Origin of the sequence: Methylibium sp. T29-B, assembly GCF_000576225.1 — a bacterium.
In the GTDB taxonomy this organism is placed as follows: domain Bacteria; phylum Pseudomonadota; class Gammaproteobacteria; order Burkholderiales; family Burkholderiaceae_C; genus Methylibium; species Methylibium petroleiphilum.
In genome coordinates this window covers 1-14,416 of the sequence record NZ_AZSN01000097.1, presented here as the reverse complement: position 1 = coordinate 14,416, position 14,416 = coordinate 1, and the positions used below count along the sequence as shown (strand labels likewise).

At 70.4% G+C, this 14,416-nt stretch carries 8 protein-coding genes and 3 pseudogenes; 10 read left to right on the top strand and 1 reads right to left on the bottom strand.

The genetic code is table 11. The annotated features are described in order from the left end of the window. The first annotated feature begins 1 nt into the window (after position 1). Positions 2–1,984, top strand: a complete 1,983-nt coding sequence (locus Y694_RS14715) for an acetyl/propionyl/methylcrotonyl-CoA carboxylase subunit alpha (RefSeq protein ID WP_051495803.1) — start codon at positions 2–4, stop codon at positions 1,982–1,984. A gap of 16 nt (positions 1,985–2,000) precedes the next feature. On the opposite strand, the gene Y694_RS14710 is transcribed toward Y694_RS14715, so the two are convergent. Then, positions 2,001–2,444 (bottom strand): hypothetical protein, encoded by a 444-nt coding sequence (locus tag Y694_RS14710; protein WP_011830929.1) that lies wholly within the window; start codon positions 2,442–2,444, stop codon positions 2,001–2,003. Positions 2,445–2,589: 145 nt separating this feature from the next. Between Y694_RS14710 and Y694_RS14705 the strand changes: the two genes are divergently transcribed. The 9 genes and pseudogenes from Y694_RS14705 to uvrA all read left to right on the top strand — a co-directional run. Then, positions 2,590–3,513 carry a hydroxymethylglutaryl-CoA lyase gene (locus tag Y694_RS14705; RefSeq protein WP_036233775.1) on the top strand — a complete coding sequence of 308 codons (924 nt, stop codon included), beginning with the start codon at positions 2,590–2,592 and terminating at the stop codon, positions 3,511–3,513. A 10-nt stretch (positions 3,514–3,523) separates the two neighbouring features. Further along, positions 3,524–4,006 (top strand): YbaK/EbsC family protein, encoded by a 483-nt coding sequence (locus Y694_RS14700; protein ID WP_036233782.1) that lies wholly within the window; start codon positions 3,524–3,526, stop codon positions 4,004–4,006. Beyond that, entirely contained in the window at positions 4,003–4,227 is a 225-nt protein-coding gene (locus Y694_RS14695) for a DUF1289 domain-containing protein (RefSeq protein ID WP_036233772.1), read from the top strand. The genes Y694_RS14700 and Y694_RS14695 overlap by 4 nt, the downstream gene beginning before the upstream one ends. Continuing rightward, positions 4,224–4,879: pseudogene (locus Y694_RS14690) on the top strand (2-hydroxychromene-2-carboxylate isomerase). The gene Y694_RS14695 and the pseudogene Y694_RS14690 overlap by 4 nt, the downstream one beginning before the upstream one ends. Positions 4,880–5,055: 176 nt before the next feature. Then, a pseudogene (locus Y694_RS14685) lies at positions 5,056–6,732 on the top strand (MFS transporter). Between the two features lie 13 nt (positions 6,733–6,745). After that, positions 6,746–6,895: a hypothetical protein gene (locus tag Y694_RS24895; RefSeq protein ID WP_011830923.1), complete on the top strand. Its 150-nt coding sequence runs from the start codon at positions 6,746–6,748 to the stop codon at positions 6,893–6,895. 147 nt (positions 6,896–7,042) lie between these two features. Continuing rightward, entirely contained in the window at positions 7,043–8,962 is a 1,920-nt protein-coding gene (locus tag Y694_RS14680; protein WP_231497703.1) for a DUF294 nucleotidyltransferase-like domain-containing protein, read from the top strand. Positions 8,963–8,975: 13 nt separating this feature from the next. Further along, positions 8,976–9,677: a 3'-5' exonuclease gene (locus Y694_RS14675; protein ID WP_051495802.1), complete on the top strand. Its 702-nt coding sequence runs from the start codon at positions 8,976–8,978 to the stop codon at positions 9,675–9,677. A gap of 130 nt (positions 9,678–9,807) precedes the next feature. Beyond that, positions 9,808–14,416: pseudogene (uvrA, locus tag Y694_RS14670) on the top strand (excinuclease ABC subunit UvrA); the annotation flags it as partial.

The window sequence follows — 14,416 nt, the reverse complement described above, 5'->3', positions numbered from 1 at the left end:
GATCGCCTGCCGCGTGGCCACGACCGCGCGGCGGCTGGGCATCGCGACGGTCGCGGTGTACTCCGATGCCGACGCGAACGCGCGGCATGTCAAGGCCTGCGACGAGGCGGTCCGCATCGGCGCCGCCGCGCCGCGCGACAGCTACCTGCGCACCGACCGCATCCTCGAGGCCGCAATCGCGACCGGCGCGCAGGCGGTGCATCCGGGCTACGGCTTCCTCAGCGAGAACGACGGCTTCGCCGAGGCCTGCGTCGCAGCCGGCATCGTGTTCATCGGCCCCACGCCGTCGGCGATCCGGGCCATGGGCCTGAAGGCTGAGTCCAAGCGCCTGATGGAAGCGGCCGGCGTGCCGCTGGTGCCCGGCTACCACGGCGCCGACCAGGACCCGGCGCTGCTGCGGAGCGAGGCCGCGCGCATCGGCTACCCGGTGCTGATCAAGGCCAGTGCCGGCGGCGGCGGCAAGGGCATGCGCGTGGTGAGCGAAGAATCGGCGTTCGATGCGGCTCTCGCGTCCTGCCGGCGCGAGGCCCTCGGCAGCTTCGGCGACGACGCCGTGCTGGTCGAGCGCTACCTGCAGAAGCCGCGGCACATCGAGATCCAGGTGTTCGGCGATACCCATGGTCACTGCGTCTACCTGTTCGAGCGTGACTGCTCGGTGCAGCGCCGCCACCAGAAGCTGCTCGAGGAGGCGCCGGCGCCCGGCATGAGCGAGGATCGTCGCCGCGCGATGGGGGAGGCGGCGGTCGCGGCCGCGAAGGCGGTCGGCTACGTCGGTGCCGGCACGGTGGAGTTCATCGCCGAGCCCGACGGCCGCTTCTACTTCATGGAGATGAACACGCGGCTGCAGGTCGAGCATCCGGTGACCGAGGCGATCACCGGGCTCGACCTCGTCGAGTGGCAGTTGCGGGTCGCGGCCGGCGAGCCCCTGCCACTGCAGCAGCACGAACTGCGGATCCATGGCCATGCGATCGAGGCGCGCCTCTGCGCCGAGAACCCCGATGCCGACTTCCTGCCGTCCACCGGCCGCCTGCACGTGCTGCGCTGGCCGGCGCATGTGGCCTTCGAGTGTGCCAACGGCGCCGAGTCGGCGGCGGTGCGGATCGACGCCGGCGTGGGCGAAGGCGATGCGATCACGCCCTACTACGACTCGATGGTCGCGAAGCTCATCGTCTGGGGCCGGGACCGCGAGCAGGCGCTCGTGCGCATGGACCGGGCGCTGGCGCACACCCATCTGGTCGGGCCGCAGAACAACGTGGCCTTCCTGCGTCGCGTGGTCAACAGCCCGTCGTTTGCCACGGCCGACCTCGACACCGGACTGATCGAGCGGGAACGCGCAGGCCTGTTCGATGCACCGCCGCTGGCGCCGGAATGGGTCGCCGCGGGCGTGGTCGCGCACGCGCTCGCGCACGAGCGGGCCGGTGAGGACGCCGACCCGTGGTCGCGCCGCGATGGCTGGCGCCTGCATGGCAGCGCCTTGCGGCGCTTCGAGATCGAACACGCCGGCATGTCGCTGCGCGCGTCGCTGCAACGCACGCGCGACGGCGCGATGCAGTTGCAGGTCGACACGGTGGTACAGGCCTTCGAGGTGCAGGCGCTCGGCGCGGAACGCCACGATGTCCGGCTCGGCGCACGCCGGCTGATGCTGTCGGCCTATGCGGTCGGCGAGCACCTGGCCGTGTTCACGCCCGACGGCTCGGCCTGGGTTCGCGAGGTGGACGTGCTCGCCCATGCCGGCGACGGTGCCGGCGAAGGCGGGCGCCTGACGGCGCCGATGCCCGGCAAGGTGGTGGGCTTTCTGGTGGGTGCCGGCGAACGTGTACGGCGCGGCCAGGCCCTGGCCGTGATGGAGGCGATGAAGATGGAGCACACCTTGAATGCACCCTGCGACGGCGTCGTCAAGGGCCTGCGCTTCGCCGCCGGCGAACAGGTCGCCGAAGGCGAGGCGCTGCTGGACTTCGAGCCGGCGGCGGCCGCTGCCGCGTGAGCCGGTCGGCGCGTCGTCAGGGAGCGGCGCTGTCCTGCCGATCGCGGCCGATGCCCAGCCAGTTCGACGGCGAGAAGCGGCTGATGCGCGCCGGCGCGGGCAACGCGGTGTCCAGGGCTTGGAGGGGGCGGCTCAGACCGAATCCGCTGGTGTCCTGCGACCACGCGAGTTCCTGCTGCGCGACCGGTGCACGGCGCGGGATCTGCGCCAGCGCGGCGCGCGCTTCTCGCGCGGCAACTTCCATGTGGATCTTGATGTCCTCGGCGGCGGTGGCGTCCTCGAAGCGATCGGCCAGTTCATGCAGCGCGTAGTCGCTGAGGCTGCGGCACACGCTCGCCACCTCTTCGGCGTAGTGGCGCTGCCGCAGCATGCGGGCCACGTCGATGCCTTCGCCCAGCGTGCGCAGCAGCGTGAAATGGATGCGGGTGGCGAGCTGAAGGCGGGTGAAGGTGGTGGACATCGCAGCGAGCCCCGGAAGTTGAGCGCATGGTGCGTTACCGGTGTCGTCACGCCCATCCCGCACAATGGGGAGAGCCGTCCGCCCGTTCACGGGGGGCGCTTCGGCGCACCGAAATGCACCGCCAAATGTTTGTGAGGAACCACACATGTTGCCGAGCCGGGTGACGCTGGTCGACGTCGGTCCACGGGACGGTCTGCAGAACGAGAAGCAGCCGGTCGCTGCAGAGCACAAGATCGAATTGGTGCATCGGCTGCAGTCCGCCGGATTGCGCGAGATCGAGGTCACGAGTTTCGTCAGCCCGAAATGGGTGCCGCAGATGGCCGACAACGCGCAGGTCATGGCGGGTCTGCGCCGCCGGGCCGGCGTGCGCTACAGCGTCCTGGTGCCGAACCTGAAGGGACTCGAGGCAGCGCTGCAGCCGGCACGCGACGGATGGCCCGACGAGGTCGTCGTGTTCGGTGCCGCGAGCGAGGCCTTCAGCCAGAAGAACATCAACTGCAGCATCGCCGAATCGATCGAGCGCTTCGCGCCGGTGGTCGCCGCGGCGCGCGAGGCCGGCCTCAAGGTGCGAGGCGCGATCTCCTGCGCGCTGGCCTGCCCCTACGAAGGCGAGGTGTCGCCCGACCGCGTCGAGCAGGTGGTGCGTCTGATGCAGGGCATCGGCGTGCAGCACGTCGGTGTGGCCGACACCATCGGCGTCGGCACGCCGCGTCGGGTGCAGGCCGCAATGGAACGCGCGCTGAAGCACTACCCGCTCGCCGAGGTGAGCGGCCATTTCCACGACACCTACGGCCAGGCGCTGGCGAACATCTACGCCTGTCTCGAACTCGGCGTGCACTGCTTCGACGCCAGCGTCGCCGGTCTCGGCGGCTGCCCCTACGCCAAGGGGGCGACCGGCAATGTCGCGACCGAGGACGTGGTGTTCCTGTTGCACGGGCTGGGCATCGAGACCGGCATCGATCTCGACGCTCTGGTGGACACGGCGGCCTTCGTTTCCGGCGTGCTGGGTCGCAAGCCGGTCTCGTGCGTGGCGAACGCGGTGCTGGCAAAGCGCGGTGTGCCGGCATGAGCGACGACGCATCGCTGGCCCAGCGGCCCGAGGCTTCCGCCGCGTCACGCAACTGCTGGCCGAGCGCGGCCATGCGCACGCGCCGCGCTGGCTGGACGTGGCCGCCCGCACCTCGCAGGAGGCGGCCGACGCGCTGGGCATCGCGCTCGGCCAGATCGCCAAGAGCGTGATCTTCCGGCGTCGAGCCGACGACGTGGCGGTGCTGGTCGTCACGTCGGGTGACCGGCGTGTCGACGAGAAGAAGGTGGCTGCCCTGGTCGGTGCGGTCGGCCGCGCCGACGCCGACTTCGTGAAGGCGCGCACCGGCTACTCGATCGGCGGCGTGTCGCCGATCGGCCATGCCTCGCCTTGCGTCACGCTGATCGACCGCGAGCTGTTCCGCTTTGCCGAGGTGTGGGCGGCGGCCGGCCATCCGAATGGCGTGTTCGCGCTGAGTCCGCAGGCGCTGGAACAGCTGACAGCCGCGCCGGTGGCCGACGTGGTGCAGTCATGAGCCCGACGCACGGCCGCCCGACGACGAGGGACGACGACGCGACGCCGGTCGCCTCGCCGTGCATCGACATCTGCCGCATCGACGCGGCCAGTGGCTGGTGCGAGGGCTGCTACCGGACGATCGACGAGATCGCCGCCTGGTCGCGCCTCGACGATGCCGGCAAGCGCGCCGTCTGGCTGCAGCTCGACGTGCGGCGCAAGCCGGAGGAGTCCGCAGGATGACGCCGATCACCTTCTGGTTCGACCCGATCTCGCCCTACGCCCATCTGGCCTTCGAGCGCCTGCCGCAGGCGCTCGAAGGCTGCAGCTACGTGGTCGACTACCGACCGGTGTTGTTCGCCGGCCTGCTGAAGCAGTGGGGCCAGCTCGGCCCGGCCGAGATCGGCCCGAAGCGCGACTGGACCTACCGGCAGGTCGTTTGGCTGGCGCACCGCCACGGGATCGACTTGCAGCTGCCGGCGGTCCATCCGTTCAACCGTTGCCCTTGCTGCGCCTGCTGGTCGCCTGCGGTCGGGGTGGGCTGGCGAACCGCCATCAGTGCGAGGCGGTGCTGCGCCATGTGTGGACCGGTGGCGCGGAGGTCGACGAGCCCCGGCGGCTCGCGGGCCTCGAGGCGCGGCTGCAGCCGGCGCGCGACCCGCGCTCCGACGCCGTGAAGCAGGAACTGCGCGCCAACACCGACGCCGCCATCGCGCGCGGCATCTTCGGCGTGCCGACGCTCGAGGTGCACCGGGCCGACGCGGCGGCGCCGCGCCTGTTCTGGGGTTTCGATGCCCTGGACATGGTGGCCGATTGCCTGCGCGGCGCCGAGGGTTTCGACCAACGCTGGCGTGCGGCGGTCGCCGTGGAGGCCGGGGTTCAGCGACCCCGGTGAAACTACCCAGACCGATTCCGGTCTGGGTCTCACATCGCAAAAACTGATCCGCGGGTTCTCCCGGGGGTTGTCAGTTGCAGTTGGTTTCGCGTCAGAGACAGGTCAGAGCAGGCAGCGATCCTTCTCCCAACGCCGCATCCCGCGGCGAACTTCAAGATTGAAGCAGGAGACAAGCCATGGCTGCTGTTCTACCCACCTCCGGCGCCGCTGCGGCGCGCCCGATGACCGCGGAGGAGAAGAAGGTCATCTTCGCGTCCTCGCTCGGGACCGTGTTCGAGTGGTACGACTTCTACCTGTACGGATCGCTGGCGGCCATCATCGCCAAGCAGTTCTTCGCGGGGCTGGATGCCGGCTCGGCCTTCATCTTCGCGCTGCTGGCGTTCGCCGCCGGCTTCATCGTGCGACCGTTCGGCGCGATCTTCTTCGGCCGTCTGGGCGACATGATCGGCCGCAAGTACACCTTCCTGGTCACGATCCTGATCATGGGTCTGTCGACCTTCATCGTCGGCATCCTGCCCAACTACGCCGCGATCGGCGTGGCCGCGCCGGTCATCCTGATCGGCCTGCGCCTGCTGCAGGGCCTGGCGCTCGGCGGTGAGTACGGCGGTGCCGCCACCTACGTGGCCGAGCACGCTCCGCACGGCAAGCGCGGCGCGTACACCTCGTGGATCCAGACCACCGCGACGCTGGGCCTGTTCCTGTCGCTGATGGTCATCCTGGGGACCCGCACGCTGGTCGGCGAAGCGGCGTTCGCCGACTGGGGCTGGCGCGTGCCTTTCCTGGTCTCGATCTTCCTGCTCGCGATCAGCGTGTGGATCCGCCTGAGCATGAACGAATCGCCCGCCTTCAAGAAGATGAAGGAGGAGGGCAAGACCTCCAAGGCGCCGTTGACCGAGTCGTTCGGCCAGTGGAAGAACCTGAAGATCGTGATCCTGGCGCTGATCGGCCTGACCGCCGGCCAGGCCGTGGTCTGGTACACCGGTCAGTTCTACGCGCTGTTCTTCCTGACGCAGTCGCTGAAGGTCGACGGTGCCACCGCGAACATCATGATCGCGATCTCGCTGCTGATCGGCACGCCGTTCTTCATCGTCTTCGGCTCGCTGTCGGACAAGATCGGCCGCAAGCCCATCATCCTGGCCGGCTGCCTGATCGCCGCGCTGACCTTCTTCCCGCTGTTCAAGGCGCTCACCGAGGCGGCCAACCCCGACCTCGCCGCCGCGCAGGCGAAGAACAAGGTGCTGGTGCACGCCGACCCGGCCGAGTGCTCGTTCCAGTTCAACCCGACCGGCACCGTCAAGTTCACCAGCTCGTGCGACATCGCCAAGCAGGTCCTGGCCGCCGGCTCGGTGAGCTACGACAACGTGGCGCATGCCGCCGGCACGCCCGCCACCATCACCATCGGCGAGACGGTCATCCAGAGCTACAGCTCCAAGGGCCTCCCGCCCGACGAGGCGAAGGCGAAGGACGCCGAGTTCAAGAAGTCGGTCGCCGAGACCCTGAAGGCCGCCGGCTACCCCCGCCAAGGCCGACCCGGCGAAGATGAACAAGCCGCTGATCGTCGGCATCCTGGTGATCCTGGTGATCTACGTCACCATGGTGTACGGGCCGATCGCCGCGATGCTGGTCGAGATGTTCCCGACCCGCATCCGCTACACCTCGATGAGCCTGCCGTACCATATCGGCAACGGCTGGTTCGGCGGCCTGCTGCCCACCACCGCCTTCGCGATCGTGGCCCAGACCGGCAACATGTACAACGGCCTCTGGTACCCGATCATCATCGCCGGCATCACCTTCGTCGTGGGCTGATCTTCGTCCGCGAGACCAAGGACGTCGACATCTACGCCAAGGACTGAGGAGCCCAGGACCATGTGGAAGATCGCACTCGGATTCATCGCCTTCGCCGCCGTCGTGCTGTACGTGCTGTCGAAGAGCGGTGGCGACATCGACATGAGCGGAGAGAAGCACGGGATCGAGGTGCCGCCGGCTGCGTCGGCGGCGTCGTCCACCGGCTACTGACCTCTCCCCACCCACCGCATTCCGATGCGACGGCGCGCTGCTTATGCAGCGCGCTTTTTTGTTTCGCGCGCAAGCCGGCAGGCAGGCAAGATGACGGCGCCGGTCGCCGTGGTGTCACGGTCGCCGATGCCCGACGAGGAGACCGCGATGAGCGATGAGGCGCTCCCTGCTGCCGCACCCCGGCCCTGCGGGCCGCTGCTGGGCCACCTGTGCCAGCTGCTGCGACGTTACCTGCCCTTCTCGCACATGGCGACGGTGGATGTCGAGCGCTTCGTCGCCGCGGCGAGCGAAGCCTACTTCGCGCCCGACGAGTGCGTACTGCGGCCCGAGGACGGGCCGGTCCGGCATCTCTACTTCATCCGCGACGGTGCGGTGAGTGCCGTGCGGGGGGCCGATCAGGTCGACGAGGGCGGCTTCCAGTACGAGACCGGCGACATGTTTCCGGTGGCCGCCCTGATGGCGCGGCGCGCGGTGAGCGCCGTCTACACCGCCACGCGCGACACCTTCTGCCTGCTGCTGCTTCTGGAGGCCGTCGACGAGCTCGTCGCGGCGAGCCCGCCGTTCGCCGACCTGCTGAACCGGCGCATGCTCAACTTCATCGACGCCTCGCGCCAGGCCTTGCAGTCGGCCTACGCGTCGCAGGCGTTCGCGACCCAGTCGCTCGAGCGCCGGCTCGGCGAACTGGCCACGCCGGCCCCGCGGACCTGCCGTCCCGACACGCCGCTCGCGCAGGCGCTGCAGGCCATGCAGCAGCACCGCATCGGCTCGATGCTGGTCACCGACGACCTGGGCGCGCCGGCCGGCATCCTGACGCGCTACGACATCCTGGACCGCATCACGCTGCCGCAGTTGCCGCTGTCGACACCGATCGCCGCGGTGATGACGCAGCCGGTGCACGCGCTGACGGTCGACCACACCGCGCAGGACGCCGCGTTGCTGATGTCGCGCCACGGGCTGCGCCACGTGCCGATCACGTCGTCGGGCCGGCTCGTCGGCGTGGTGTCGGAACGCGACCTGTTCGTGATGCAGCGTCTTTCGGTGAGGCAGCTCAGCAGCTCGATCGGCAGCGTGGGCACTGTCGACGCGATGCCGGCCGTGGCGGCCGACCTGCGCCGGCTCGCCGCCGCGCTGCTGGCGCAGGGCGTGCAGGCCCGTCAACTGACCGAGCTGATCAGCCACCTCAACGACCTGCTCACGCGGCGGCTGATCGAGCTGACCGCCACACGCCACGGCCTGGACCTCGCGCGCGCCTGCTGGCTCGCCTTCGGCTCCGAGGGTCGGTCGGAGCAGACCATCGCCACCGACCAGGACAACGGCCTGATCTTCGAAAGCCGCGAGCCCGCGGCCGACCGTCCGGCCTGGCTGGCCTTCGCGCGGGATGTCAACGAGGCGCTCGATGCCTGCGGCTATCCGCTGTGCAAGGGCCAGGTCATGGCGAGCAATCCCGAATGCTGCCTGACGCCGGCGGAGTGGCAGGAGCGCTTTGCGCGCTGGATCGAGCACGGCGCTCCCAGGGACCTGCTGGCGGCCAGCATCTACTTCGACTTCCGCCCGCTGGCCGGGGCCGTTGCGCTGGCCGGCCCGCTGCGCGACTTCGTCACGCGACGCGCTCGCGAGGTGCCCCGCTTCTGCCGGCAGCTGGCCGAGGACCTGCTGCGCACGCGCGCACCGCTCGACTGGCTGGGCGGCATCGACAGCCAGACGATCGAGGGCGTCCGGGCGATCGACCTGAAGCTCCACGGCACGGCGATCTTCGTCAACGCCGCGCGCTTGCACTGCCTGGCGCTCGGCGTGCCCGAGGTCAACACGCGCCGTCGGCTCGAGGCGATCGCCCGGGCGCGCGGCGCGCCGCCGCAGCACGGCGAGGCCTGGATCGGCGCCTTCGAGTTCCTGCAGATGCTGCGGCTGCGCGTGCAGCTCGAAGGCCTGGCGCCAGGCGACGCGCGGCAGCATCCGAACGCGATCCGGCTCGACGCCCTCAACGAACTCGACCATCGCATCCTGAAGGAGGCGTTCCGTGTCGCGCGCCGCCTGCAGCAGCGCATCGAGCTCGATTACCTGCGCTGAACGGGGGCAGCGGATGACGACGCTGCTGCAACGCTGGCGCTCGCGGTGGGGGCGCGGCACGGCGCCCGCCGCGGGGGCGCTCGACGACGCGCGCTGGATCGTGGCCGACGTCGAGTCCGGCGGACTCGATCCGCGGCGCGACCCCCTGCTGGCGATCGCCGCGGTCGGCGTGCATTTCGCGCCGGTGCAGGGCGAGCGCGGCGGGCGACGTCCGCGCATCGTGCTGGGTGACCGTTTCGAGTTGCTGTTGCGCCCGTCCGGGGCGCCGTCCGCGAGTCCGGACAAGGCCAACATCCTCGTGCACGGTATCGGCATCGGCGCCCAGCGTGCGGGCCTCGATCCGGCCGAGGCGCTGCAGGCGTGGGAGTCCTACATCGGCAGGTCGCCGCTGGTGGGTTTTCACAGCGACTTCGACCGCACGCTGATCGAGCGGGCCGGCCGCGACGCGCTCGGGCGCGCCCCTGACAACCCCTGGCTCGATCTCGAGCACCTGGCTGCCGTGCTGCATCGCGAGCCACGGCAGCGCAGCCTTGACGACTGGCTGGCGCACCACGGCATCACCTGTCTGGCTCGCCATCAGGCCTCCGCCGATGCGCTGGCCACGGCCCAGCTGCTGCTCAAGCTCTGGCCGGCGCTGCGACAGCGCTGCGACGGCCGGTTCAGCACCGTGCTCGACCTGGCTGCCGGCCACCGCTTCCTGCCGCTGCGCCATTGAGGCCGCTTCGGCCGGCGAGCCGCGGGCGGCCTGCGCGGGATGCCCCCAGGGCGCGCTGCGGCTAGCCGCAGCACGCCCCGACGTGACGGGCCCGATCCCTAGAATCTTCCGCTCACCCCCCGGAACCCCCATGCCCAACGGTCAGCGCCCTCCCGGCGTGATCCGCATTCGCGGTGCACGCCAGCACAACCTGAAGAACCTCGACCTGGACCTCCACACGGGAGAACTGACGGTCGTCACCGGGCCCAGCGGCTCGGGCAAGTCCAGCCTGGTGTTCGACACGCTGTACGCCGAGGGCCAGCGCCGCTACGTCGAGACCTTCAGCGCCTATGCGCGCCAGTTCCTCGACCGCATGGACCGCCCGGCGGTCGACCATGTCGAGGGCGTGCCACCGGCCATCGCGATTGACCAGACCAACCCGGTGCGCACCTCGCGCTCCACGGTCGGCACCATGACCGAGCTGAACGACCACCTGAAGCTGCTGTTCGCGCGCGCCGCGCAGCTGTTCGACCGGCAGACCGCGAAGCCGGTGCGCGAGGACGATCCGGAGTCGATCTACCGCGAACTGCAGCAGCGCGCCGCGCCCGGCCAGCGCCTCGTGGTGACTTTCCCGGTCGAGCTGCCGGCCAGCGCGACCGCGGCCGACGTCGAGCAATGGCTCGCCGCCAGCGGCTACACGCGCGTGCAGGCCGAGCGCGAGATCGCCACGCCCACCGGGCCGCGCAAGCTGCTCGACGTGGTGGCCGACCGCTTCCGGCTCGACGGCACCGAGAAATCGCGCGTCGTCGAGGCGCTCGAGGTGTCGCTCAAGCGCGGCGGCGGGCGCGTCAACGTCTATGCCGTGGCGGGAGAGGGCGAAGAACAGCTCTGGCGCTTCTCCTCCGGCCTGCACAGCCCCGACAGCGAGCTGCGCTACAGCCATCCGCAGCCGTCGATGTTCTCGTTCAACTCGGCCTTCGGCGCTTGCGAGACCTGCCGCGGCTTCGGCCGCGTGATCGGCGTCGACTGGGGCTGGTGATGCCGGACCACCGCAAGACGCTGCGCACCGGTGTCGTCAAGACCATCCAGACGCCGGCCTGGAAGGAGATCCAGGCCGACCTGCTGAAGTACGCCGGCGAGGCCGGCATCCCGCGCGACACCGCCTGGAGCCAGCTCAGCGACGCGCAGCGCGACTGGGTGCTCGACGGCACGCCCAACTGGAAGGGGAACTGGAACAAGCAGTGGTACGGCATCAAGCGCTTCTTCGAGTACCTGGAGAGCAAGGCCTACAAGATGCACATCCGTGTGCTCCTGTCCAAGTACCGCAGCTACACGCCGTGCCCGCCTGCGGCGGCGCGCGCCTGAAGCTGGAGTCGCTGCAGTGGCGCATCGGCACGAAGGAGGGGGCCGATGCGGCCCTGAAGGCGGCCCAGCGCTTCCTGCCGGTCGGCGCGGCCTGGTCGCGCGAACAGCTGGAAGCGCTGCCGGGCCTGAGCCTGCACGACCTGATGCTGCTGCCGATCGATCGGCTGCGGCGCTTCTTCGACGAGCTCACCTTGCCGAGCACGATGCTCGACGACGCACTGGAGCTGCTGCTCGACGAGGTGCGAACCCGGCTCAAGTACCTGTGCGACGTGGGCATCGGCTACCTCACGCTCGACCGCCAGAGCCGCACGCTGAGCGGCGGCGAGGTGCAGCGCATCAACCTCACCACCGCGCTCGGCACGTCGCTGGTCAACACGCTGTTCGTGCTGGACGAGCCGTCGATCGGCCTGCACCCGCGCGACATGAACCGCATCGTGCAGGCCATGCACCGCCTGCGCGATGCCGGCAACACGCTGGTGGTCGTGGAGCACGACCCGGCCGTGATGCTGGCCGCCGACCGCGTGCTCGACATGGGCCCGGGCCCCGGCACCCAGGGCGGGCGCGTCGTGTTCGACGGCACGCCCGACGACCTCAAGCGCGCCGACACGATGACCGGCGCCTACCTCGGCGCGCGCCGCAGCATCGGCCTGGGTCTCAAGCGGCTGGTGACCGACGGCACGCCGAGGCTCATCGTGGAGGGCGCGCGCGAGCACAACCTGCGCGGCATCACGGTCGAGTTCCCGCTGCAACGCCTGGTGGTGGTGACCGGCGTGTCCGGCTCGGGCAAGAGCACGCTGATCCAGGACCTGCTGTTCCCCGCGCTGGCGCGCCACTTCGGCAAGGCCACCGAGACGCCGGGCGCGCACGACCGCCTGCTCGGCGCCGACTGGCTGAGCGACGCGGTGTTCGTCGACCAGAGCCCGATCGGCAAGACCGCGCGCTCCAACCCGGCCAGCTACGTCGGGGCCTTCGACACGCTGCGCAACATCTTCGCCGAGGCACCGATGGCGCTGCAGCGCGGCTACGGCGCGGGCATGTTCAGCTTCAATGCCGGCGACGGCCGCTGCCCGACCTGCGGCGGTTCGGGCTTCGAGCACGTGGAGATGCAGTTCCTCAGCGACGTCTACCTGCGCTGCCCCGACTGCGACGGCAAGCGCTTCCGCGCCGAACTGCTGGAGGTGAAGGTCCAGCGCGGCGGCAAGTCCTTCGACGTGAGCGAGGTGCTGGAGCTGACCATCGCCGACGCGGTGCGCTACTTCGCCGACGATCGCGAGGTGTTGCGCGCGCTGCAGCCTCTGGCCGACGTGGGCCTGGACTACGTGAAGCTCGGCCAGCCGGTGCCCACGCTGAGCGGCGGCGAGGCGCAGCGCCTGAAGCTCGCCGGCTTCCTGGCCGAGGCCGCAAAGAACGGCAGCAGCTCGCGCCAGGCGGTGGCGAAGAAGGGCACGCTGTTCCTGTTCGACGAGCCAACCACCGGCCTGCACTTCGACGACATCGCCAAGCTGATGCGTGCCTTCCGCAAGCTGCTGGAGGCCGGCCATTCGCTGCTGGTGATCGAACACAACCTCGACGTGATCCGCGCGGCCGACTGGCTGGTCGACCTGGGTCCCGAGGGCGGCGAGGCCGGCGGCGAGCTGGTCTGCTCCGGCACCCCCGACGACGTGAAGCGGCACCCCACGTCGCACACCGGCGCGGCGCTGCGCGAGTACGAGCAGAGCCTCGGGCAGGGCGGCCTCGCGGTCGAGGAGGGGCTGCCGCTGCAGTCGCTGCTGACCGAGGCGCGGCGCGCCCGGCGCGAGCGCGAGGCCGGCGCTGCCGCCCACGCGATCCAGATCGTCAATGCCCGCGAGCACAACCTGCAGGGCCTGTCGGTCGACATCCCGCGCGGGAAGTTCAGCGTGGTCACCGGTGTCTCCGGTTCGGGCAAGAGCACGCTGGCCTTCGACATCCTGTTCAACGAGGGCCAGCGCCGCTATCTCGAGAGCCTCAACGCCTACGCGCGCAGCATCGTGCAGCCGGCCGGCCGGCCCGAGGTCGACGCGGTGTACGGCATCCCGCCCACCGTCGCGATCGAGCAGCGCCTGAGCCGCGGTGGCCGCAAGAGCACCGTCGCCACCACCACCGAGGTCTATCACTTCCTGCGCCTGCTCTACGTCAAGCTCGGCACGCAGTACTGTCCCAAATGCACGGCCGACGCCAGCGTGGCGGTGCGACCGCAGACGCCGGAGTCGATCGCCGCGCAGCTGCTGCGCGACTACAAGGGCCAGCACATCGGCCTGCTCGCGCCGCTGGTGGTGAACCGCAAGGGCGTCTACACCGACCTCGCGAAGTGGGCCGCGCAGCGCGGCCACACGCACCTGCGGGTCGACGGCGAATTCCTGAAGACCTCGCCGTGGCCACGCATCGACCGTTTCAAGGAGCACACGCTGGAGCTGCCGGTCGGCGACATCGTCGTCACGCCCGACAACGAGGCCGAACTGCGCGCGCTGCTCGCGAAGACGCTGGAGCTCGGCAAGGGCGTGGTGCACCTGCTGGGCCCGCTCGACGGCCTGAAGGCGGCGATGGCCGCCGGCGCGCCGACGCACCGCATCGGCCGCGTCAAGGTGTTCTCGACCAAGCGCGCCTGCCCCGCCTGCGGCACCAGCTACCCCGAGCTGGACCCGCGCATGTTCTCGTACAACAGCAAGCACGGTTGGTGCCCCGATTGCGTGGGCACCGGCCTCACGCTGACGCGCGAGCAGCGCAAGGCCCTCGACGATTCGGTGCGCGACGACGACACCGGCGGGCGCGAGAAGACCTTCGCCGAACCCGAGATCGAGGACGTGGCCGACGCGCCCTGCGGCACCTGCCATGGCGCGCGCTTGAACCCGGTCTCGCTGGCCGTGCGTTTCGGCCGCGGGGCGGAGGGCGAGCAGTCGATCGCCGCGGTGGCGGCGCGCGCGGTGAACGACGCGCGCCGCTGGATCGAGACCCAGAAGCTCGATGGCCGCGAGGCCACGATCGCACGCGACGTGATCGCCGAGATCCGCTCGCGGCTGGGCTTCCTCGACCAGGTGGGCCTGGGCTATCTGACGCTCGATCGCGCCGCGCCCACGCTGAGCGGCGGCGAGGCGCAGCGCATCCGCCTCGCGGCGCAGCTGGGCAGCAATCTGCAGGGCGTGTGCTACGTGCTCGATGAGCCGACCATCGGTCTGCACCCGCGCGACAACCGCGTGCTGCTCGATGCGCTGCACACGCTGGGTTCGCAGGGCAACACGCTGGTGGTGGTGGAGCACGACGAAGACACCATCCGCCGCGCTGACCACATCATCGACATCGGCCCCGGCGCCGGCAAGCGCGGCGGCCGTCTGGTGGCGCAGGGCACCGCCGCCGACCTGCTGCGCGCCCCGACTCGC